The sequence below is a fragment of the Micromonospora sp. NPDC000316 genome, from assembly GCF_042898885.1.
Lineage (GTDB): Bacteria > Actinomycetota > Actinomycetes > Mycobacteriales > Micromonosporaceae > Micromonospora.
The window spans coordinates 571,781-593,131 of record NZ_JBIAZG010000002.1; the positions used below are offsets into that span (position 1 = coordinate 571,781).

21 protein-coding genes are annotated in these 21,351 nt (G+C 71.5%); 4 read left to right on the top strand and 17 right to left on the bottom strand.

All coding sequences use genetic code 11. The features are described 5' to 3' along the window. Positions 1-50: 50 nt before the first annotated feature. From ACFY2Q_RS07195 to ACFY2Q_RS07245, 11 genes are read right to left on the bottom strand one after another with little or no spacing between them, the layout of a single operon-like run. Positions 51-800, bottom strand: coding sequence for an enoyl-CoA hydratase (locus tag ACFY2Q_RS07195; protein ID WP_387128271.1), 750 nt, complete (start codon positions 798-800; stop codon positions 51-53). Continuing rightward, positions 797-2,911, bottom strand: coding sequence for an acyl-CoA dehydrogenase family protein (locus ACFY2Q_RS07200; protein ID WP_387128272.1), 2,115 nt, complete (start codon positions 2,909-2,911; stop codon positions 797-799). The genes ACFY2Q_RS07195 and ACFY2Q_RS07200 overlap by 4 nt, the downstream gene beginning before the upstream one ends. Further along, positions 2,908-3,636: a co-chaperone HscB gene (locus ACFY2Q_RS07205; RefSeq protein WP_387128273.1), complete on the bottom strand. Its 729-nt coding sequence runs from the start codon at positions 3,634-3,636 to the stop codon at positions 2,908-2,910. The genes ACFY2Q_RS07200 and ACFY2Q_RS07205 overlap by 4 nt, the downstream gene beginning before the upstream one ends. Further along, positions 3,633-4,436 (bottom strand): CoA transferase subunit A, encoded by an 804-nt coding sequence (locus tag ACFY2Q_RS07210; RefSeq protein WP_387128274.1) that lies wholly within the window; start codon positions 4,434-4,436, stop codon positions 3,633-3,635. Before ACFY2Q_RS07210 ends, ACFY2Q_RS07205 begins: the two co-directional genes overlap by 4 nt. After that, the gene (locus ACFY2Q_RS07215; protein ID WP_387128275.1) at positions 4,433-5,248 is read right to left on the bottom strand and encodes an SDR family NAD(P)-dependent oxidoreductase; all 816 of its coding nucleotides are present in this window, start codon (positions 5,246-5,248) and stop codon (positions 4,433-4,435) included. Before ACFY2Q_RS07215 ends, ACFY2Q_RS07210 begins: the two co-directional genes overlap by 4 nt. After that, positions 5,245-6,648 carry a 3-hydroxyacyl-CoA dehydrogenase NAD-binding domain-containing protein gene (locus tag ACFY2Q_RS07220; protein ID WP_387128276.1) on the bottom strand — a complete coding sequence of 468 codons (1,404 nt, stop codon included), beginning with the start codon at positions 6,646-6,648 and terminating at the stop codon, positions 5,245-5,247. Before ACFY2Q_RS07220 ends, ACFY2Q_RS07215 begins: the two co-directional genes overlap by 4 nt. Continuing rightward, positions 6,645-7,811, bottom strand: a complete 1,167-nt coding sequence (locus ACFY2Q_RS07225) for a thiolase family protein (RefSeq protein WP_387128277.1) — start codon at positions 7,809-7,811, stop codon at positions 6,645-6,647. Before ACFY2Q_RS07225 ends, ACFY2Q_RS07220 begins: the two co-directional genes overlap by 4 nt. Positions 7,812-7,823: 12 nt before the next feature. Further along, entirely contained in the window at positions 7,824-9,146 is a 1,323-nt protein-coding gene (locus tag ACFY2Q_RS07230) for a phenylacetate--CoA ligase family protein (protein WP_387128278.1), read from the bottom strand. After that, the gene (locus ACFY2Q_RS07235; RefSeq protein ID WP_387128279.1) at positions 9,143-9,784 is read right to left on the bottom strand and encodes a TetR/AcrR family transcriptional regulator; all 642 of its coding nucleotides are present in this window, start codon (positions 9,782-9,784) and stop codon (positions 9,143-9,145) included. Before ACFY2Q_RS07235 ends, ACFY2Q_RS07230 begins: the two co-directional genes overlap by 4 nt. Beyond that, the gene (locus ACFY2Q_RS07240; RefSeq protein ID WP_387128280.1) at positions 9,781-10,614 is read right to left on the bottom strand and encodes a cyclase family protein; all 834 of its coding nucleotides are present in this window, start codon (positions 10,612-10,614) and stop codon (positions 9,781-9,783) included. The genes ACFY2Q_RS07235 and ACFY2Q_RS07240 overlap by 4 nt, the downstream gene beginning before the upstream one ends. Next, positions 10,611-11,765: an acyl-CoA dehydrogenase family protein gene (locus ACFY2Q_RS07245; RefSeq protein ID WP_387128281.1), complete on the bottom strand. Its 1,155-nt coding sequence runs from the start codon at positions 11,763-11,765 to the stop codon at positions 10,611-10,613. The genes ACFY2Q_RS07240 and ACFY2Q_RS07245 overlap by 4 nt, the downstream gene beginning before the upstream one ends. 299 nt (positions 11,766-12,064) lie before the next feature. On the opposite strand from ACFY2Q_RS07245, the gene ACFY2Q_RS07250 reads away from it, so the two are divergent. Further along, positions 12,065-12,832 (top strand): enoyl-CoA hydratase-related protein, encoded by a 768-nt coding sequence (locus tag ACFY2Q_RS07250; protein ID WP_387128282.1) that lies wholly within the window; start codon positions 12,065-12,067, stop codon positions 12,830-12,832. Between the two features lie 9 nt (positions 12,833-12,841). Further along, the gene (locus ACFY2Q_RS07255) at positions 12,842-13,471 is read left to right on the top strand and encodes an enoyl-CoA hydratase/isomerase family protein (protein ID WP_387128283.1); all 630 of its coding nucleotides are present in this window, start codon (positions 12,842-12,844) and stop codon (positions 13,469-13,471) included. A 71-nt stretch (positions 13,472-13,542) separates the two neighbouring features. On the opposite strand, the gene ACFY2Q_RS07260 is transcribed toward ACFY2Q_RS07255, so the two are convergent. The 6 genes from ACFY2Q_RS07260 to ACFY2Q_RS07285 are packed head-to-tail and all read right to left on the bottom strand — an operon-like array spanning position 13,543 to position 19,164. After that, positions 13,543-13,962: a heme-binding protein gene (locus tag ACFY2Q_RS07260; RefSeq protein WP_387128284.1), complete on the bottom strand. Its 420-nt coding sequence runs from the start codon at positions 13,960-13,962 to the stop codon at positions 13,543-13,545. Between the two features lie 33 nt (positions 13,963-13,995). Beyond that, positions 13,996-15,201 (bottom strand): CaiB/BaiF CoA transferase family protein, encoded by a 1,206-nt coding sequence (locus ACFY2Q_RS07265; RefSeq protein WP_387128285.1) that lies wholly within the window; start codon positions 15,199-15,201, stop codon positions 13,996-13,998. Positions 15,202-15,248: 47 nt separating this feature from the next. Continuing rightward, on the bottom strand, positions 15,249-16,280 hold the full coding sequence (locus tag ACFY2Q_RS07270) for an ABC transporter permease (RefSeq protein ID WP_387128286.1): 1,032 nt from the start codon (positions 16,278-16,280) through the stop codon (positions 15,249-15,251). Next, positions 16,277-17,224, bottom strand: a complete 948-nt coding sequence (locus ACFY2Q_RS07275; protein WP_387128287.1) for an ABC transporter permease — start codon at positions 17,222-17,224, stop codon at positions 16,277-16,279. Before ACFY2Q_RS07275 ends, ACFY2Q_RS07270 begins: the two co-directional genes overlap by 4 nt. 39 nt (positions 17,225-17,263) lie before the next feature. Further along, positions 17,264-18,373 carry a sugar ABC transporter substrate-binding protein gene (locus ACFY2Q_RS07280; RefSeq protein WP_387128288.1) on the bottom strand — a complete coding sequence of 370 codons (1,110 nt, stop codon included), beginning with the start codon at positions 18,371-18,373 and terminating at the stop codon, positions 17,264-17,266. Positions 18,374-18,420: 47 nt separating this feature from the next. Then, the gene (locus tag ACFY2Q_RS07285; protein ID WP_387128289.1) at positions 18,421-19,164 is read right to left on the bottom strand and encodes an ATP-binding cassette domain-containing protein; all 744 of its coding nucleotides are present in this window, start codon (positions 19,162-19,164) and stop codon (positions 18,421-18,423) included. 480 nt (positions 19,165-19,644) lie between these two features. Here ACFY2Q_RS07285 and ACFY2Q_RS07290 point away from each other — a divergent pair, with 480 nt between their 5' ends. Together ACFY2Q_RS07290 and ACFY2Q_RS07295 are read left to right on the top strand one after the other, a co-directional pair. Then, positions 19,645-20,754: an amidohydrolase family protein gene (locus ACFY2Q_RS07290; RefSeq protein ID WP_387128290.1), complete on the top strand. Its 1,110-nt coding sequence runs from the start codon at positions 19,645-19,647 to the stop codon at positions 20,752-20,754. Continuing rightward, positions 20,751-21,134, top strand: a complete 384-nt coding sequence (locus ACFY2Q_RS07295; protein ID WP_387128291.1) for a hypothetical protein — start codon at positions 20,751-20,753, stop codon at positions 21,132-21,134. Before ACFY2Q_RS07290 ends, ACFY2Q_RS07295 begins: the two co-directional genes overlap by 4 nt. Positions 21,135-21,351 lie beyond the last annotated feature (217 nt).

Below are 21,351 nucleotides of genomic sequence, written 5' to 3' on the forward strand. Positions count from 1 at the left end.
AGCCGAACAACGGGCGGGCTCGGTGCCACACCGAGCCCGCCCGCTCGTGGTCAGCGGCGGAACTTCGCGACCGCCTCCTGGATCGCCGGGCCGGTCGCCGAGGACGCCTGTGCCCACGCCTCGAACTCCAGGCTTGCCGCGAAGTCGGACCTGTCGGCGGTGCGTACCGACGTCTTGATGTCGCGGGCCAGCGCCGGGTCGAGCGCGGCCCACCGCTCCGCGCGCTCGTGCGCGGCCGCGACCGGGTCGTCGGCGAGCGTCGCGGCGAGCCCGATCCGCACCGCCTCGGCGCCGTCCACGGCGCCGCCGTCGAGCAGCATCTGGAGGGCACGTTCCGGGCCGAGCGCCTTGGTGAGGAACCAGGTGCAGCCGCCGCCGGGGTGCAGACCGATCTTCGTGAACGACGCGACCAACTTCGCCCTCTCCCCGACGATCCGTGTGTCGCAGGCCATCGCCAGGTTCAGGCCAGCGCCGACTGCCGGCCCCTGCACCGCCGCGATGGTGGGGATGGGCAGTTCCCGAACCCGCAGGAAGCTGTCGTAGATGCGGTGCAGGTCGGCACGGATCTCCTGCACCGACCGGCCCGCCTCGCCGAACATGGCGGGCAGGTCGGCACCCGAGCAGAACGCCGTGCCCGCGCCCGTGACGACAAGCGTGCGCGCGTGCCGGTCGGCGGCCACCTCGGTCACCGCGTCGCGCAGCGCGTCGCGCATCTCGGTGTCGATGGCGTTGCGCCGGTCCGGATCGTTGAGCGTGAGCGTCCAGCGTCCATCCGCGTTGTGCAGGTCAACCTTGCTCACGACGTAACCTCCTGGTTGGTGAGCCAGGACCAGACGCCCGCGCTGCCGAGCGGCACCAGCGCCGTCCCGAGCGTCTCGGCCCACGACTGTTGGGTGCCGTTCTCGTCGCGCCACGACCAGAGCCGGCGGGTAGACAGGTGCAGCGGGTGCTCGCGGGTGACGCCCATGGCGCCGTGCAGTTGGTGCGCGCCCCGCGCCACGATCGTGGCGGCCCGGCCGGCGAGAACCCGGGCGGTGGCCACGTTCAGCGGGTCCGGGTCGGCGAGGGCCGCCGTCAGCGCGGTGCGGGCCAGCATGGTGTGAGACGTCATCTGCGCCAGGGTCTGCCCGACGGCCTGAAAAGCCAGCAGCGGACGGCCGAACTGCTCCCGTGTCGTCACGTGCTGCCGGGTGTGCTCCACGGCCGCCTCCAGCGCGCCGACGAGCGCCGCCGCCGTCAACAACGCCGCCTCCGCGCGCACCGTCCGTGCCGGCGCTGCCCCGGACAGTCGCATGTCGTCGGTGACCACCACGTCGAACTCGACATCGTCGCGGGGCTCGGCCGCCAGGTTCCGGCCGGAGGTGACGCGCACCCCGGGAAGGTCGGCGGAAACGGCGAACGCCTCGTCCTGCGCGTACACGACGAGGGTTCGCGCCTCGCCTGCCCACGGCACCCGGGTCGCCGTTCCGCGCAGCCGGCCGTCCGCCACGTCGAGCCCGACGCCGACGACCACAGTGGCGACGCCATCCGGAAGGCCTCGACCGGCCGCGGCGAGCTGCCGTCCGGCCAGCGCCGTCTCGGCCAGGGGCAGGGAGACGGCGTGCCGGCCCAACCCCTGCGCGAACGCCGCCAGGTCGGCGAGGGTGCCACCCGAGCCGCCGGCCTCCTCCGGCACGGAGACGCCGGTCCAGCCCAGCTCGCGCACGGTCGACCAGAGCGGGGGTACGCCGTCCGGGTCACCGCCGTGCCCGCCCAGCACGTCGTCGGCCAGCTCACGCAGGTCGTCGCCGTCGCGGCTCCCGGGCCGCGCGACGCTCTTGGCGATGATGGTGCGCAGCACCTCGGTGGTGCCGCCACGGATCGAGAAGCCGGGCGCGGCGAGCAGTCCCTGGGCGAGCAGCCCGGCCGGGCCGTCGCCGTCGGGGTCGGGCTCCACGTCGAGGACCGTGCGGGCGATCTCGTTGACCTCCCGCTCGAACTCGGTGCCCAGGTCCTTGAGCACCGCGGCGGCGTGCACCGGAGCCTGCCCGGCGTCGAGGTCACCGGCGATGCGCCAGGCCAGCCCCCGCAGCCCGGCCAGCCGGGCGAGCGCCTCGCCCAGTTCGACGTCCGCGCCCCGCCGCGTGGCGCACGCGTCGATCGTGGCGGCCAGCAGCGGGTACGTGCTGAGCACCCGCTCCATCCCGCCGCGCTCGAAGGAGAGCTGCTCGGTGACCTGCTTCCAGCCGTTGCCGACAGTGCCCAGCACGTGGTCGCCGGGCACGTACACGTCGTCGAAGACGACCTCGTTGAAGTGGTGCTCGCCGCGCAGGTCGATGATCGGCCGGACGGTGACACCGGCCGCCGCCATGTCCACGATCAGCTCGCTCAGACCGTCGTGCTTACCGGCGTCGGTGTCGGTGCGGCACAACACGTACGCGTGTGTCGAGCGGTGCGCGTGGCTGGTCCAGATCTTGCCGCCGGTGAGTCGCCAGCCCTCGCCGTCCGGGCGGGCGGTGGTGCGTACCGAGGCGAGGTCGCTGCCGGATTCGGTCTCGCTCATGCCGAGGCAGAACGTCACCTCGCCGCTGGCGATCCCCGGCAGGTAGCGGCTGCGCAGCGCGGGCGAGCCGTACCGCAGGATGGCCGGGCCGATCTGCCGGTCCGCGATCCAGTGCGCGGCGACCGGGGCGCCGGCCCGGAGCAGCTCCTCGGTGACGACCAGCCGGTGCCGGTTCGAGCGGGCCTGCCCGCCGTACTCGTGCGGCCAGGTGATGCCGATCCAGCCCTGGGCGGCCAGGTCGCGGCTGAACTCGGCGTCGTAGGACCGCAGCCACGCGTCGCAGACCGCGCTGAACCGGCTGTCGTCGTGCCACGCCCGCACCAGTTCACGCACCTGCCGGCGCAGCTCACCCAGATCGTTGCCAGTCATCGGTTGTCCGTCTCCTTCGCCACTGAGTAGCCGCGTTCGGCCGCTCTGCGCAGCACTTCGGTGGCCGCGGCGCGCTCGTCGGCGGTGACCGCGGTGCGGATCACCGCGCCGTCCGTGCGGACGCCGAGCCCGGCCAGGTGGTCGCGGAACGCCGTGGCGTCCGCGGTGATCTCTTCGAGCCGGGGGTCGGCGCCGAGCCGGACGACGCCCCACCGGGTGTGCAGCCGGACCAGCGCGTCCGGCGCGGGCGCGGCTGTCACGTGCTCGACGGCCCGCACGATCCGGCGCAGGTCCCGTGCGCCGTGCAGCAGCACGAGCTCCCGTGCGACCGCCGCGATGTCGGCGGCTCCGCCGCCGCCCGGCAGCCGCACCGTGGGCCGCTCCCGCGGCCCCACGTAGGACGAGTTGATCCGGCCGCGCAGGTCGACGTTGCTGGCGTCGAGCACCACCCGGTCGAACCGGTGGCCCATCGCCAGCAGCACGTCGGCCGTGCTGCCCAGCCAGCCGAACCCGTTGGCGTACGCGGGGTAGTCGGTGGTGCTGGTCGGCACGTCCGCGCCGGGCAGGTGGACGCTCGCCCCCGCCTCGAAGACCTGGGTGAACGGTTCGCCGTCGAGCGCGTACGCGCACTGCCCGGCGAGCACAGGCCAGTGGAAGCCGGTGAACACCCAGCCGCCGCGTCGGAATTCGCGCGCTGCCCTTGCCAGGAAGTCGACAGTCGTCACGTGGTGAACACCTCCTCGGCGAGCCACTGCCCGAAGCCGTCCACAGTGGCCGAACGGCGGGAGTACCGCTCGTACGCCTCGACGTCGCGCGGGTAGCGGCCGGCAGCGCCGTCCGGGTGGACCGCGCCGGGTGACTCGACGAGCGCGTCGACGAGCAGGCCGGGAATGCTGATGCCGGCGGCGCGTACCGTCTCGGCGTCGGTGACCTGCTCGGCGACGAGCACGGTCCGCCGGGCCGCCTGGGCGGCGACGAGCACCTCACCCAGCGGGCCGCGGAGCACACCGTTGCCGTCCGGGTCGGCCAGGTCCACGTGCACGAACGCGACGTCCGGCCGTTCGGCTCGTACGACCCGGGCCGATCCGAACTCGGACTCCACGGCGGACAGCCGGCCACCGGTCCAGTCCTCGTCCAGGTAGCCGGTGCCCGGCACGTCCGGCACCGGCATGAACGGCACCCGCCAGGCGCCGGCCGTGAGGGCGGCGGTGAGCAGCCCGAGGCTCAGCTCGTGCAGCTCGACAGTGGTGTCACCGGCCTGTGCGGCGCGCCGGAAGTTCCAGGCCGGTGCCGGGCCGACGGGGCTCCAGCAGTGGCCGTAGGTGGCCGAGCGCAGCACGCCCGAGCCGAGCAACTGGTCCATCAGCAGCCCGCCGGAGGCGATCACCGCGTGCACGCCGTGTGCCCGCTGGCGGATCATCTCGTGGCCCACGCTGAACAGTTGCGCGCCGAAGTTGCCCAGGTAGACGCGCTGGCCGGGCAGGACGTACTCGGCCACGGCGGCGGCGAGGGTGCGGCTCTTCACCGGTACGCCTCCGGCAGCATGTGCAGGCCGGCGCCGAGGTGCGCGCCGCCGTCGATCTGGATGAGCTGGCCGGTCATCATGGCGGCGGCCGGGCTGGCCAGGAACGCCACCAACTCGGCCACCTCGTCGACGCGTGTGGGCCGGCGCAGCGGGGTGCCCCGGTCCACCAGGTTGTCGAGGACGTGCCGCGACCCCTCGTCGTCGAGCGCGGCGGTGAGGACAGTGCCGGGCCCGAGGCAGTTGAGCCGGATCCCGTCGACGGCCCACTCCAGCGCCAGGGTGCGGGTAAGCCCGAGCACCCCGGCGCGGGCCGCGACGGAATGCGCCATGCCCTGCCCGCCGCGCTCCACCCCGGACAGCGACAGGTTGACGACGCAGCCGCCGGCCTCTTTCAGGTACGGGTACGCGGCCCGCGTCAGGTGGAAGACGCTCGTCAGGTTGAGGTCGAGGACGGCCGCCCAGCCGCCCGCCGAGATCTGGGTCGCGGGCGCGAAGAACTGCCCTCCGGCGTTGTTCACCAGCAGGTCGATGCCGCGCCGTCCGCCCACCTCGGCGAGCGTGGCGGCCGCCCGGTCGTGGTCGCGGACGTCGCAGACGACGTACTCGTAGTGGCCCTCGCCGGTGGCCAGTGCGGCGGTGCCGGCGAGCGTGTCGGCGTGCCGGCCGAGGCCTGTGACGCCGGCCCCCAACTCGACCAGTCGGACGGCCACCGCCCGGCCGATGCCGGTGCCGGCGCCCGTGACGACCGCGTGGTGGCCGGCGAGGGCGCCCTCGCGCAGCACCGACGCGCCGGCGGTCCGGGTCGCGGTCATCGGCTGGCCCTCGCCTCGCCGAGGGCACGACGGCGCAGCAGCTGCGCCGGCCGGTAGCGCGGGTCGCCGAACGCCAGGGTCATCGACAGCAGCGCCTGATGCACCGCCGCCGCGCCGGCCGCACCGAGTGTCTCGAACGGCCCGCGCGGGTGGTTCATCGCCAGCCGTAGCGCCACGTCGACGTCGTCGGCGGTGGCGGTGCCCTCCTCGACCACAGTGACCGCCTCGTTGACCATGCAGTAGGCGAGCCTGTCGACGACAAGGCCGGGCAGCGCCGGAACCCGGACCGAGGGCGCCTGGAGGTGGTCGAGCAGCTCGTCGACGAACCCGGGTACGGCGATCCCTGCGGTGGTGTCCTCGACGACCTCCGCGAACGCGGCGCCGTCGGCGCGCCTGTGCAGCCTTACCCAACCGACGCCGTCGGGCAGCACCGGCAGCCAGCCGCCGTCGGAGCTGTCCAGCACCACGTTCCCCTGCTCCGCAAGCCGGCCCAGCTCGGCGACGAGGGCGGCTGTGGGCGCGCCGCAGCTGACCACACGTACCGTCGATTCGCCCGCTGGCCCCGGCCGGCGTACCACCCGGGAGTTGGCGTCCCGGGGCGACTCGGCGGCGTAGTCGTAGAAGCCGCGCCCGGCGGCCTTGCCCGTCATGCCACCGCGGACCAGGCCACGGACCTGGGGGATGGGCCGGTAACGCGGGTCGCCGAACTCACGCAGCGCGGTCTCCGACGACGCCAGGTGGGTGTGCAGACCTGTGAAGTCCAGCAGTTGCAGCGGCCCCATCGGGTGGCCGAGCCCGCCTCGGGCGGCCGCGTCCACCACGGCCGGCTCGACGCCCTGCGCGACGAGGAGTTGCGCCTCGTAGTACAGCGGCCGGCAGACCCGGTTGACGATGAAGTTCGGCGAGTCGCGGCAGACCACAGCGGTCTTGCCCAGGGACTCCACGAGCGACATCGACCTCTTGACAGTGGTGTCGCTGGTTGCCGCGCCGACGATCACCTCGACCAGGCGCATCCTGGTGGGCGGGTTGAAGAAGTGCAGCCCGATCAGACGCTCCGGCGCGCCGAACGCCCGGCCCATCTCGTTGACGCTCAACGACGAGGTGTTGGACGCGACGAGCAGGTCCGGTCCACCGGCTGCGGCGACGCGGGCGAGCAGGTCACGCTTCGCGTCCATGTTCTCGACGATCGCCTCGATCAGCACCTCGGCGTCGACGAGCGCGGTTTCGACGTCGGCGGCGGCCGTGATGTCGCCGGTGCCGCCGTCGGCGCGGATCCGCTCCAGACCGGTGCGGCCCAGGTCGGCGCTGGCGTCGACGACCCGTACGGTGTGCCCGGCCCCGGCGAGGACCTGTGCGATGCCCCGCCCCATCGGGCCGAGGCCGACGACGACGGCGATCACCGGGTCACCCGCTCGATCACCGCGGCGATGCCCTGACCGCCGCCGACGCAGAGGCTCGCCACGCCGTACCGGCCGTCGCGGCGGGCGAGTTCGTGCAGCAGCGAGACGACAAGCCGGGTGCCGCTCTGGCCTGTGGGGTGGCCGAGGGCGATCCCACCGCCGTTGACGTTCACCCGGTCCTCGTCCAGGCCCAGCACCCGTACGTTCTGCACGATCTGCGCCGCGAACGCCTCGTTGATCTCGAACAGGTCGACGTCGCCGACGGTCAGCCCGGCGCGCTTGAGGGCCAGCGGGATCGCCGCCGTCGGTCCGATACCCATCATCGTCGGGTCCACACCGACGGCCGCGAAGCCGACGATCCGGCCCAGCGGCGTCAGCCCGTGCCGCTGCACCGCGTCGCCGCTTGCCACCACGACCGCCGCGGCGCCGTCGGCCATCTGGCTGGCGTTGCCCGCCGTGACCGTGCCGCCTTCGGTGAAGGACGGCGTGAGCCGGGCCAGCCGCTCCGGGGTGCTGTCGACGCGGAACGTCTCGTCGCGCTCCAACTCCGCGAGCGCCACCACCTCCTCGGCCATCGTGCCGGCCTCCCAGGCCCGGACCAGCCGCTGGTGACTGCGTGCCGACCAGGCGTCCTGGTCGGCGCGGGAGATGCCGAACTCGCGGGCCACCTTCTCGGCGGTCTCGCCCATGTTCATCCCGCAGATCGGGTCGGTGCCGCCGTCGCGCCAGCCGTCCTGCAGCAGGATGTCGCCGCGGCGGACGCCCTCCCAGCGCAGGTTGTACGGGGCGATGTACGGCATCGTGCTCATGCTCTCGGCGGCCACCGTCAACGCCACGTCCGCCTCGCCGGTCACCACCGACTGGTGGGCGAGGTGGATCGCCTTGAGCCCGGAGGCGCAGGCCATGTTGATTGTCTGCGCCGGCACGGGCACCGGAACGCCGGCCGCGAGCGAGATCTGCCGGCCCGGGTTGGGTCCGTTGCCCGCCTGGCGGCAGTTGGACACCACCGTCTCGTCGACAGCGTCCGCGGCGACACCGGCCCGCTCCAGCGCGGCGGCGCCGGCCAACCCGCCCAGCCGCACCACCCGCACGTCGCGCAGCGAACCGCCGTACCGGCCGTGCGGCGTACGCACGGCACCGACCAGAAATGCTTGCCTGTCCATGGACGGAACCTCTCAGTCGGCGCGGACGACGCGCTTGCTCTTGTGGGTGCTGCGGGGCAGCGTCCCCTCCGGGACGGTCTCCACGACCGCGCGCACGGTGAGTGCGGCGCGGAGGGCGTGCGCCAACTCCCCGGCGAGATCCGGGCGGTCGCCGGTCACCTCGACGCGCAGCTTGATTCCTGTGAGATAGCCGGTCACCGGGTCGGTGACGTCGTCGTCAAGCACGATCAGGTATTCGCCACAGGTGCCGGGGGTGGCGCGCACCACCTGCTCGACCGCGGACGGGAACAGGTTCACCCCGCGTACGACGAGCATGTCGTCCGCACGCCCGACGACGCCGCCAGGCAGCCGGGCGAGGGTGCGCCCGCACGGGCACGCGGTGCTGTCCCGGACCACTATGTCGCCGGTCGCCCAGCGGACCAGCGGGGACGCCCGCTTGTCCAGGTGGGTGAGCACCAGCAGGCCGGGGGTGCCGTCGGGCACCGGCTCGCGCGTCTGCGGGTCGAGCACCTCGGCGTACGCGAAATCCTCCGCCAGGTGGCCGCCGGCCTGCTCCTCGCACTCCCAGGCGATCGGCTGGAACTCCAGGCTGCCGTAGCCGTCGAAGCACTTCGCGCCCCAGCGCTGCTCGATGTGCGCGCGGGTGGCTGGCACCCCGGCGCCCGGCTCGCCGCCGACCTGGATCCGTCGGACCGGCGACTCGCGCAGCGGGGTGCCGGCGCGCTCGGCGGTCTCGGCGAGGTGCAGCATGAACGACGGGGTGCCGCCGACGGCGGTGGTCCCGTACCGGAAGATCGTGTCGATCTGGCGCTGGGTGTCGCTGGAGCCGCCGGGTAGCAGCGTCACGCCGATCCGCTGGTAGCCCGCCGTCACGCCGAGCCCGCCGACGAACCACGCGAAGCTGAAGAGGCACTGGTACACGTCGGTGTCCCGCACGCCCTGGCTGTACGCCGACCGGGCGTACAGGTCGGCCCAGCGGTCCAGGTCGTACGCGCTCCAGAGCACGGGCGTGGGGCTGGACGTGGTGCCGGAGGAGAAGTGCACCCGACGACGGTCCGCGACGGGTGCCGCGACGGCGCTGCCCCACGGCGGGTTGTCGGCGAGGTCGGCCACGTAGTCGGCCTTGGTCACAAGCGGCAGGCGGCGCAGGTCGGACAGCTCCCGCACGTCGCCGGGGTGGAAGCCGAGGCTGTCCCACCTGGCCCGGTAGAAGTCGCTGTTGGCGTACACGTAGGACAGTTGGGTCTTCAGCCGGGTGAGCTGGTGCGCGGCGAGTCGCTCGCGGGGCCACGTCTCGGCCTCGTGCCAGTAGCGCTCCGAGAACGGGGCGGTCATCGCGGGCTCCTTCGCAGGCCGCCGAGGATGAAGTCGGCGTACTCGTCCGCGACGCGTTGGCGGGTGTTGTAGTCACCGCGCTGCGGGTCGTACCAGAGGCTTATCCAGTTGAGGGCGCCGAGCAGTGGCTTGGTGGCCAGCCGGCTGTCGACGTCGCGGAACACCCCGGCCTGCCGGCCCTCGTCGATGACGTCGGCGAAGAGCTGCTCGTACGTGTCGCGCATGGCGACCACGGTCTCCAGGGCCTGCTGCTGGGCGGGCGCCTCGCCGAGCCGGCGCATCTCCACGGCGCGCATGGCGACCCGCTGGAACGAGTTGCGGGTCATCATCAGCCCGGCGTGGTGGTGCGCCATCCGCCAGAGCCGGGTGGCCGGGTCCAGGCCGGTGTTGCCGGCGATGGGCTGCACCCCGTCGATCAGCTCCTGCATGCCAGTGGTGACGATGTCGAGGAAGACGTCGGCCTTGGCCCGGTAGTAGTGGTAGACGCGGCCCTTGGTGGCGCCCATCTCGCGGGCGATGTCGTCGATCGTGGTGGCGGTGTAGCCACCGCGGGTGAATGCCGTCGCCGCGGCCTCCAGGATGTCGCGCCGGCCGGGGGTCGGGGGCCGGGTGACCGGCTCGTTGTCGTCGGCGGTCATCGGGTGGGCTCCGACTCGGTGGCCTGCGGTGCGATGGCGAGGGGGCGGATCGGCGAGCCGGTGCCGCCCCGGATCGACAGCGGCGTGGCGATGAAGAAGAAGTCCCAGACCTGTTCGGCGGCCAGTGGCGCGAGGTTCATCGCCTCCATGATCAGCACGCCGTTGTCGACAAGCAGGTGGCAGTGCACCGCGAGGGCGGGGCTGGGGATGTGCTCGAACGCGATGGTGTCCGCCCCCGCCGCGACCACACCGTGGTCGGTGAGCCAGCGTGCCCCGCTGAGGTCGACACCCGGCGCGCCGGAGTTGACGCCGAGGTAGGCGGCGTTGTCGGTCCACTTCTCGTCCCAGCCGGTACGCACCAGCACGACATCGCCGGGGCGGGGCCGGGGTCGGCTGGCGAACCAGCTCTCGAAAAGGTCCGCCCCGACGGAGTCGGCGGGGGTCAGCGGCCGGCCGAGCGCGACTGTCGCGTCCACCAGGTGCCCCGGCGCCAACATCGGCGGCAGTTCGTGCACGGACACGTCACGCACGCCGTCGACGTAGGACTGGTTGGCGGTGACGTCCACGCCGCCGTAGACCTTGCCGAGCCGGGAGACGTGGGCGAGGCCGTCGACGTGGGTGCCCACATGCCCGCCCGTGGTGATCATCTCGGCCGCCGCCGAGACGCCGTCGGGATACATCACCTCGCCGTGCCGCTTCGTCAGCGTGAAGCTGTACGGCGGGTGGTTCGGGTGGTGCGGAATTCCCGTGTACATCTGCTGCGCCAGGTCGAACACCCGCGCGTCGGTGAACGACGGCCAGTCGACGGTGAGCCGCCAGGACGCGCTCACGCCGCCACCGACGCCTTGATCGCCCGGCCCAGCACCAGTCGCTGGATCTCCGAGGTGCCCTCGTAGATCTCCAGGATCCGCTGGTCCCGGTAGAGCCGCTCGGCGGGGCACGGCTTGCAGTAGCCGTCGCCGCCGAACACCTGCACCGCCGTGTCCACCGACCGGTGCGCGACCTCGCTGGCGTACAGCTTGGCCATCGCGCCGAGGGTGCTGACGTCGCCGCCCTCCTGGTGCACCCGGGCGGCCTCGAAGGTGATCATCCGGGCGGCGGTGATGCCGGTGGCCACGTCCGCCAGGGGGAACGAGATGCCCTGGTTGTCGATGATCGGCCGGCCGAAGGTCTCCCGCCGGACCGCCTCCCGGGACGCGACGTCGAATCCGGCGAGCGCGACACCGAGGGACTGCGCCGCCACGCTGATCCGCCCGGCGGAGAGGGTCTGCATGGCCAGCCGCATGCCACGGTTGAGGTCGCCCAGCAGGTCGCTGTCCGACACCCAGGTGTCCAGCTTGAGGTTGCTGGTGAGCGTCCCGCGGATGCCCATCTTGTCCTCGTACCGGTCGATGGTGACGCCGTCGGCGTCCTTGTCCACGATGAACGCGGAGATGCCGCGGGTGCCAGCCTGCGGGTCGGTAAGCGCGAAGACCACGTAGTACTGCGACGCGCCGCCGTTGCCGATGTAGATCTTCTCGCCGCGGATGCGCCAACCCGCGCCCTCCCGCTCGGCGGTGGTGCGGATCCGGGCGGCGTCGCTGCCGGCGCCCTCCTCGGTCAGCGCGAAGCTGATCGCCGCGCCCTTCGCCAGCCCGCCCAGATAGCGCTCGCGCTGCTCCGCCGTGCCGGCAAGCGTCAGCGGGGTGGCGCCGAGGGCGTACGCGGTGAGGATCGCGCCGGTGGACGGGCAGGCCCTGGAGACCTCCTCGATGACCGCGCAGGTGGTCACGAACGAGGCGCCCTGCCCACCGTGCTCCTTGTCCACGAGAAGGCCGGCGAGGCCCTGCTCGACAAGCACCCGCACGCTCTCCCACGGGTAGCGCTGCTCGCGGTCGAGCTCCTCGACGAGCGGCACGAAGTCGCGCGCCGCCACGTCCCGGGCGAGGTCGCGCCAGTGGCGGCCCTCGTCGTCCAGGCGTGGCTCCCAGATCACGGACACGTGGTGCCTCCCAGTCTGTCGTGCGGCCCGGCTTGTTCCCGCGCCTCGAATGCCGCGGGTGGGCCGGCGGCTGCCACCGGCGCGCCCGGTCGTGGTGGGGACGTGCCGTCCCGCTGCCGCCACGCTCCATACTGCCGCGTATGTCGAGATGCTAGTTGGACGGCAGGCGATCATGTCAAGGGGCGTCCCAGATGCTCGCAGCGCTTGTAAACGCGGTGCACTCCGCTGCGTCATCGAATTCTTGACGACATACCGACGAGTATGTTCTGCTGCTGGCCCAGATGACAGGGAGGTGGTCCGTGGAACCCGTCGGCTACATGGTGAGCGGCGTGGTAGCGGTCGCCACGATTGACCGGCCCGAGGCGCGCAACGCCCTCAGCACCGACGTCCTGCACGGCCTCGCCGCCGCGATGGACCGGGCAGAGGCCGACCCGCAGGTCCGCGCGCTGGTGCTGACCGGCGGCCCGCGAGTGTTCGCCTCCGGCGCCGACATCCGCGAACTGCGCCGCACGTCGCCCGCCGACTACCTGCTCTCCGAGCGACTGGAGTGCTGGAATCGGTTCGCCCGCTTCGGTAAACCGGCCGTCGCCGCGGTGGCCGGCTATGTCCTTGGCGGCGGGTGTGAACTCGCCCTGACGTGTGACCTCATCGTGGCGGCCGACTCCGCAGTGCTCGGCCAGCCCGAGATCAATCTCGGCATCATCCCGGGCGCCGGCGGAACCCAACGCTGGGCGCGGGTCGCCGGCCGGTTCCGCGCCGCCGAACTGGTCCTCGGCGGCGGCCTCGTGGACGCCTGGACCGCGCAGCGGATGGGCCTTGTCAACCAGGTGGTGCCCGCCGAACGGGTGGTCGAGGCCGGCATCGCGCTTGCCGCCTCGGTGGCGGCACGCAGCCCGATCGCGACACGGCTGGGCAAGCAGGCGCTGCGCGCGTCCGAGGAGATCGGCCTGACCGCAGGCCTCGCGCACGAACGGTCGCTGCTGCTGACCCTGCTGTCCACCGACGACCACATCGAGGGCATCGACGCGTTCCTGGAGAAGCGTCCCGCCAACTTCACCGGCCGATAGGAGAGGCACGTGGTGCAGGTTTACGAGGCCGGCGACCCGGGCGCCGGCGAACGACTCGGCCCGGCCGCCCGCGCCGCCCTGGCCGACGCCCTCAAGCGGCACGCCCGCACGCCGGGGCAGCCGCTGCTGATCCGCGTCGAGGGCGACGCCTGGTGCCACGAACCCGACGACCTCACCCATGCGGTGGTACGCGGGCAACTGCACGATCTCGTGCTGCGGGTGCGCGCCGCGCCCGGGCCGGTAATCGTCCAGCTGGCCGGCGACGTACGCGGCCTCGGGCTCGGTCTGGCGCTCGCCGCGGACCTGCGGGTCGCGGCACCCACGGCGAGCTTCGCCGTCGGTTCGCCCGCCGCGTTCCTGGCCGGCGGCGTGGGGCAGTTGCTCGCCGGCGTGGTGGGCACCGGGGTGCTGGCGCAGATGGCCTGGACCGGCGTCGCACTGACCGCTGACGAGGCGCTGCACCGGGGCCTCGTCGGGTCGGTGACGGCCAACCCGCAGGCCGGTGCCGCGCTTGCCGCCCAGGTGGCCACGATCGGCGCCGGCACCGCGTCGGCGCTCGCCCGCGCCCTGCGCGGCCGCGACCGGCCGGACCTGACCGCCGCGCTGGACTACGAGTCCTGGTTGGCCGGCATCGAGTGATCCGGCACGAGGCCGGGGACCGGACGTCCCCGACCTCGTGCCGCAGCGTCCGGCGGTGCCGGACGCCTGGATCACGCCACAGCCTCCAGGCCGGCTCGCGCGACCTCCATGTCCTGGCTGTAGTGCCCGCCGCTGACGCCGATGCCACCGATGACCGCGCCGTCCTCGGTGACCGGGAAGCCGCCGCCGAAGACGACCAGCCGGTCGATGCCGGCGGTCGCGCCGGTGGCCAGCGGACCGTCGTCCTTGATGAAGTCGTACCAGCCGTCGGTCGGCATGCCGAAGCCCGCCGCCGTGTACGCCTTGTCCTGCGCGACCTGCACCGACAGGAGCGCGGCACCGTCCATCCGGGCGAACGCCTTCAGCACGCCGCTCTCGTCCACGATGGCGATGACGCACGGAAGCCCGATCTGCTCCGCCTTGGCGATCGCGGCGGTGAGGATCCGCTGGGCGGCGTCGACCGTGATCGAGTTCTTCGAGAAGTTGTTCATCAAGGTTCCTTTCTGGGAGGGGTGTACGGAAAGTCAGACGACTCCGGCGGCACGCAGGCGAGAGATCTCCTCGCCGTCGAGTCCGGCGATGTCGCGGAGCACCTCGTCGGTGTGCTGGCCCAGTTCGGGCCCGACGCCGCGAATGCCGCCGGGCGTCGCGGTCAGCTTCGGCACGACGTTCTGCATGGGGAACTCGCCGAAGTCGGGGTGGTCCAGGCGGACGATCGCCTCACGGGCGTGGTAGTGCGGGTCGGACAGCATCTCCTTCGCCGTGAAGATCCGGCCGGCGGGCACTCCGTTGCCGTGCAACAGATCCAGCAGATCGTCAGCGGTGAACCCGACGGTCCACGCCGCGATCAGCTCGTCGAGCTCGCGCTGGTGACGGCCGCGCTCGGTGTGGCTGACGAAGCGCGGGTCGGTCGCCAGCTCCGGCTGCGCCATGGCCTCGGCCAGCCGCCGGAACACCGTGTCCTGATTGGCCGCGATCACCACCATGTCGCCGCCGGACGTCACGTACACGTTGCTGGGCGCGATGTTCGGCAGGATCGACCCGGTGCGCTCGCGGATGTAGCCGCCGAGCGCGTACTCCGGCACCAGAGACTCCATAAGCGCGAGCACGGACTCGTAGATCGCGCTGTCGACGATCTGCCCCCGGCCGGTCGCCTCGGCGACCCGCAGCGCGCCCATCGCGCCGACCGCCGCGAAGGTGCCGGCGAGCGAGTCACCGAGGCTGATGCCCACCCGGCTGGGCAACGAGTCGGGGTCGCCTGTGGTGTAGCGGATGCCGCCCATCGCCTCGCCGATGGACCCGTAACCGGCCCGCCCGGCGTACGGCCCGGACTGGCCGTACGCCGACACGCGCACGATCACGAGCCGCGGGTTGATCTCCCACAGGACGTCCGGGCCGACACCCCACCGCTCCAGCGTTCCGGGCCGGAAGTTCTCCACGAAGACGTCGGAGTCGGCCACCAACCGGCGCAGCACCTCCTGCCCCTCGGGCACCCGGAGGTTGAGGGTGACCGAGCGCTTGTTGCGCCCGACCACAGGGAACCAGAGCGACTTGCCGTACGGGCGCTCGCGCCCCCACTCGCGCATCGGGTCGCCCTTGCCCGGCTCCTCCAGTTTGATCACATCGGCACCGAGGTCACCGAGGATCTGACCGCAGAACGGGCCAGCCAGCAACACCCCGGCTTCGATCACGCGTAAGCCGGACAGCGGACCGCGGGCATAGTCGTTCATGTCGTCCCTGTTCTCTCGTGGTTCGTCTCGTCGGTCGGTGCGGTGACTCAGGCCGCTACGGCCTGCGGCTGCACGTCGGGCTCGGGCTCGGGCTCGGGCTCGGGCTCGGGGGAGCGCCGCTCCATACGTTGGCGGATCCAACCGAGCGACACCGCCCCGAGCAGCGTGAGACCGAGCAGGATGTCGCCGAGTGGCAGCGGCATCCCGCGCAGCCGGAAGATGTTCAGCACGATGCTCAGCGAGAGCAGGCTCAGGAAGGCCGTCATCGGGCTTCCGTGCCCGCCGCCGGCCAGCCGGAAGCCGGCGATCAGGAGCGCTCCGTAGACGTACAACTCGGTTCCCTCGCCGAGGGTCATCGCCGAGGCGCCGGTGCGCATCACCTGGATGCAGCCGGCGACCGCCGCGGCCGTGCTTGTCAGCACGAACAGGGCCAGTTGGATCCGGGGTGCCCGGATGCCCGCCCGGGTGGCGACCACCTCGTCACCGCCGGTGGCGCGCAGGTGGTTACCCAGGCGGGACCGGCGCAGCATCAGGCTGCTGGCGAGCGCGAGCCCCAGCACGATCAGGATGGGCACCGGCAGGGGGCCGATCGTCGTCTTGAGCATCGTGCTGAGGTCCGGGGTGTACGCGGCCACCGAGCTGCCGTCGCTGAGCACCTTCGCCAGGCCGCGGGCGGCGACAAGCATCCCGAGCGTGGCGATCAGCGGCCAGACCCCGAAGATCAGCGCGAGGCTGCCGTTCAGCAGCCCGGCCAGCAGGCCGACACCGAGGGCGGCCAGGACGCCTACCTGCCAGGAACCCGAACTGGTGTAGACGGTGGCGTAGACGACCGCGCCGAGGCCCAGCACCGATCCCACGCTCAGGTCGGCCACGCCGCCGGTCATGGCAAGGCTCGCGGCGAGCAGGATGATCGCCGGGGCGAGCATGTCGCCGAGCATGCTGGAGACGTTGGCGCGGGTCAGGAAATCGGGCGCGACGCTCACCGCGGTGACCACGGCGATCACGAACAGCAGCACGCTTGCGGTGGACGGACGCTTCAGCAGAAGAGCCCATCCGGCCTCCGGTCGGGTGGTCCTCATCTCGCACTCCTCACGGAATTGACGGCGAGCGCGACGGCGAGCACGAGGCCCTCGATGACGGGCTGCCAACTGGAGGAGACCCCCCAGGTGACGATGGCTGTGGGAAGCGTGCTGAGCAGCAGCAGGGCGGCGAGGACGCCGACGAAGTTGCCACGGCCACCGGTGAGCGCCATCCCGCCCAGCAACAGGATCGAGATCACCCGGAACTCGGTCCCCGGCGTCAGTGTGGACTGGACGATGTCGCCCTGGGAGGCGAGGACCAGACCGGCGACGCCGGCGATCAGCCCGCAGAACACGAGGGCGCCGGCCTGGATCCGGCCGGGCCGCAGCCCTCGGACGAGGGCGGCCTGCTGGTTGCCGCCGACCGCGACGATGTGTCGGCCGAGGCGGGTCCGTTCGACGACGAAGCCGGTGACGACGAGCAGCACGATCATGATCCAGAAGACCCGGGGAACGCCAAACACGTCGCCCGAGATGTGCTGACGCAGGAAGCTGCTGCGCGGGATCGGAACGAACTCGATGAACAGCCTGGTGGTGCCGCTGACCAGGAACATCGTCCCGAGGGTGGCGACGATGGGGTGGATCTTCACGGTAACGATCAGGGTCGCGTTCACCGCGCCGATGAGCGCGCCGAACACCAGGACCGCCGCGAGCACCACGACGAACGGCATGCCTTCGGTAAGCAGTTGGGCGGCGATCAGCGCTGCGGCGACCGCTGTCACGCCGACGGACAGGTCGAACTCGGCGCCGCTGAGCATGACCACGCTGACGCCGACGACCAGGATGCCGACGAACGCCATGTTGAAGGCGACGGCGATGAGGGTCTGGTGGGACAGGAACGCCGGCGATTTCAGGGCGGTGGTCAGCACCAGCGCCAGCCACAGGGCGGCCAGGGCGAGTGTGGAGCCGTGCCGGCGGAGCACGGAGAATCCCGTGCTCCGCACGACGGCTGCCTCCGGGGCAGTCACAGACATGTCAGTTGCTCACCCGTTGAGTCCGTATGTCTCGGTACCCGCGGGGCAGTACTGCTCGGCTGCGGACTTCTTCGGTGCGTCGTTCGCGTAGAGGGCGGTGATCCGGTCCTGCAGCGGCGGGATGGACGACACGGCGTCCTTCGGGAACGCGCAGACCGGGTTGAACAGGGCCTTCGGGTCCTTCGGGGAGTCGACCACCGGGATCTTCTCGCCGCCGACCATCCGGTCGAGGATCGTGTAGATCTGCTTCGCGTAACCCTCGTACCAGAAGGCCGTCGATCCGCCGAGTCCGGGCGTGTCGACGCCGAACAACATGAGGTCCGCGCCGAGACCGTATCCGTACACGTCACCGGCACGGCTGAGCTGCTCGGCGGCGTTGATGGTGCCGATGATCATGTTGTCGTTGCCGCCGAGCGCGAGGATCTTCTTCGCGTTGGGCTTGGACACCAGGATGTCCCGCGCGACGCCCTGGGCGCCGTCCGGGGTGGTCGGCGAGTTGCGCCTGGTGATGGCGTCACCCAGGTCCGGGCACACCTCGTTGAGGCCCTTGAGGATGCCCTCGGTACGCAGCAGCGCCACGTCGCCCGACTCCTCGTTCTCCAGGACGGTGACGAGGTCCGGCTTGCAGTCCCACTTCTCCTTTGCGTACTGCCCGCCGGCCCGGCCGGACAGCCGCCCGGACTCGATGTTGTTGATCCCGAAGAAGTGGGCGCCCGGGTGGGCGATGTCGATGGCGATGACCGGGACACCGGCCTTGTTGAAGATGTCCATGATCTGCGGGCCGACCTTGCCGTCGCCCTGGAACTCGACGACGTGGGTGACGCCGCGGGAGACCATGGTCTCCGCGTTCGCGACCGCTGTCGGGCCGTCCCGGTCGTTGTTGAGGACGAGAATCTCCCATCCCCGCTTCTCGGCCTCCTTGCGCATGCCGACGTCGATGGCCTTCAGGACGGGGCTGGCCGGTTCCGCGAAGTTGGCGAAGCCGATCCGGACGTCCTTCGCTTCCAGAGCCTTGCCCTCGGTCGGGGTCGACGGGGTCGCTCCCTCGGTCGAACAGGCTGCTGCCGACATGCCCAGCGCTAGTACGAGCGCCGCGCCGGCGAACGATTTCAATCTCACTCGTTGACCTTTCTCTGCGGACGTGTGTCGTCCGTTGTTCTCGGGTGTCAGGCCTGGGGGAGGGGCATGGCGGGGGCCGCCCCGGTGATCAGGGCGACGATGTCGCTGGATGTCGCGTCGGCGGTGGCGAGTTCGCCCACCGTGCGCCCCTGCCGCATGACCGTGACGCGGTCGGCGACCTTGAAGACGTGTTCGAGGTTGTGGGAGATCATCAGCACGGCGATGTCCTGCTGCTTGAGCGCCGTGATGATCTCCAGGACGTGCTCCGACTCGGTGACGCCGAGCGCTGCGGTCGGCTCGTCGAGCATCACGATGTTGCGGCCCCACATCGTGGCCCGCGCGACGGCCAGGGCCTGGCGTTGTCCGCCCGACATCGACGACACGTGGGCGGACAGTGAGGGGAGCCGGGCCCCGATCCGGTCGATGGCCTTCTGCGTCTGCACCGCCATGGCTCGGCGGTCCACCAGGCGCAGCAACCGGGACACGGCGTCACGGCGCAGCGGCTCCCGGCCCAGAAAGACGTTCTCGGCCGCGCTCATCGAGTTGATGAGTGACAGGTCCTGGTAGACCGTCTCGATGCCGGCGTCGAGCGCGTCGGCCGGCCCGGAGAACCGGCGTGGCTCGCCGTCGACGAGGAGCCCGCCGGTGTCCGGCGTGACCACACCGGCGAGGGTCTTCACCAGTGTGGACTTCCCGGCGCCGTTGTCGCCCATCAGCGCCATGACCTCGCCGCGACGAAGCGTCACCGACGCGTCGCGCAGGGCGCGGACGGCTCCGAAGCTGCGGGCCATGTTCCGCGCCTGCAGAACCGGTGTCGCGGAGGGGGACCGGACGTCGTCCCGGCGGCGCTCTGCGCCCCCGCTGGGAGGGGCGGCTGCTGCCTGCTCTGTCATGGCGTGAGAGTCAAGCAATGTATGCAATGCCTGTCAAGGATTTGTGTCGGGCAGATGTCCACGAGATCTCTACCGACTCGGCTGGGGTGCGGCATTTCCACCAGATAGCGGCCGTTAGAACTGGACTCTACCGAGGTGGAGGGCTTATCTCGGGCTGCCGGCCCGGCGGTCGTCGGTGTACGAAGATGTTTCTTGACCGACAACTGGCGCCCCCCTATGTTGTGTACATTCGCAACCCAGGCGGTGGCCCCGGTCACACGGTCTCCGCCGACCGGGCACCGGCGCGACAGCGGCCGCGCCCACCCACCGCGCCACCACCCGCACCCGTTCCCCAGCGGTCGAGGTGAGCTCGGGCTATCGACAAAGAACGGAGTCGACATGATCAATGACAGGATCGTCGTGGACGGTGTCGTCCACGGGTACGACTTCCGCCCCGAGAACAGGGCGCCGCACTGCTCGCAGGCCGCGTACGACGGCATGGTGAACGCGCTCTACCGCATCGGTCACACGTCTGTCGAGTCGCCGCTGCACAACTACCCGATGACGCGCGACGAGTTCACCGCCGGCTGGACTGCCGAGGAGCTCGCGGACATCGTGTTCGTGGAGAGCGCCGTCGACGTGATGGTCTACCACGGGGTGGAGATCGACGGATTCTTCGACGGTGGCGCCTCGCCGTACGAGCTCGGCCGCGAGCTGAAGCGCAGGCATCCGGACCGGGTGCTGCTCTTCGCCCCGGTGGACCCGCTGCGCGGGCCCGCCGAGCTCGACCTTATGCAGCAGCGTGCCGAAGAGGACGACATCGACGGGTTCAAGTTCTACCCGACCAACGGGGTGATCGACCCGGAGGTGAACTCCTCCAAGCTGATGCTCCTGGACGACCGTGAGCTGGCGTTTCCCTTCCTCCAGAAGGCGCTCGACCTCGGCGTCCACCACATCGGCGCGCACAAGGCGGTGCCGGCCGGCGCGGGCCCGCGGGTGCTGAACCACATCGACGACGTGACCTGTGCGGCCATCGCCTTCCCGAGCCTGACGTTCGAGGTGGTGCACAGCGGCTGGGCGTTCCTGGAGGACTGTGCGCTGCAACTGCGGACGCACCCCAACATCTGGGCGACGATCGAGTCGGTGTCGAACATGGTCGTGCGCAAGCCGCGCCGGTTCGCCGAGATCGTCGGCATGCTCATGATGCATGGCGGGACCGACCGGATCATGTTCGCGACGGGCGTGCCGTCCGCGCATCCGCAGCCGATCATCGATGCGCTCGTGAACTTCGAGATGCCCCGGGACCTGGTGGACGGCTGGGGGTTCCCGGAGTTCACTCCGGAGTTGCTCGGCAAGCTGCTGGGCGGCAACGCCCTGCGTCTGCACGGCCTCGACGAGGCCGAGGTGCGCGCGAAGGTGGCGGGAGACGAGCTGTCCCGGCGCCGCGCGGAGTACGTCGCACACGAGCCCCGGCCGTGGGCGCTGCACCGTGAGCGGCTGAGCGCATGAGCGTCGATGACGTCGCCGTGGCCGACCTGGAGCCGCGCGTGTTCCAGGCCTGCAACATGGTCTACGACCCGTGCAGCCTCGGGGTCGGCCGGCGGCTGGGAATCGTCGACATGGGCCTGGTCCGGGGCGTCCGGGTGGAGCGGATCTCCGACGGCCGGTTGCGGGCGGCGGTGGATCTGATCACCACCGGGCCGTTCTGCATGTACACGCCGTTCTTCGAGCAGAGCGTGCGGCAGGAGATCGGCAAGCTGGTGCCCGAGGTCGACGAGGTCGAGGTCGAGTGGGGCGACAGCACCGACTGGTCCGAGGCGATGATGACCGACGAGGGCAAGGCGATCCTGCGAATCGGACGGCTCACTCCGGCGACCGTGACCCGCTGACGGTCCCGAGCCGGCCCTCGGGGCAGGTCGGCTCGGGACCGTCTGGCGGCGGATCGATACACGGTGTCGGACCGAGGCCTGGAAATACAATCCTTCAATGCGGAGCCGCGTCGACTTCTGCGTCTGTGGGCGATATTCCCGTCTCGAACAGGGACTATGTTTCGGCAATGTGAACTATTGACTGTGGATGTTGATCGTGTTGGACTGCGATTGCATG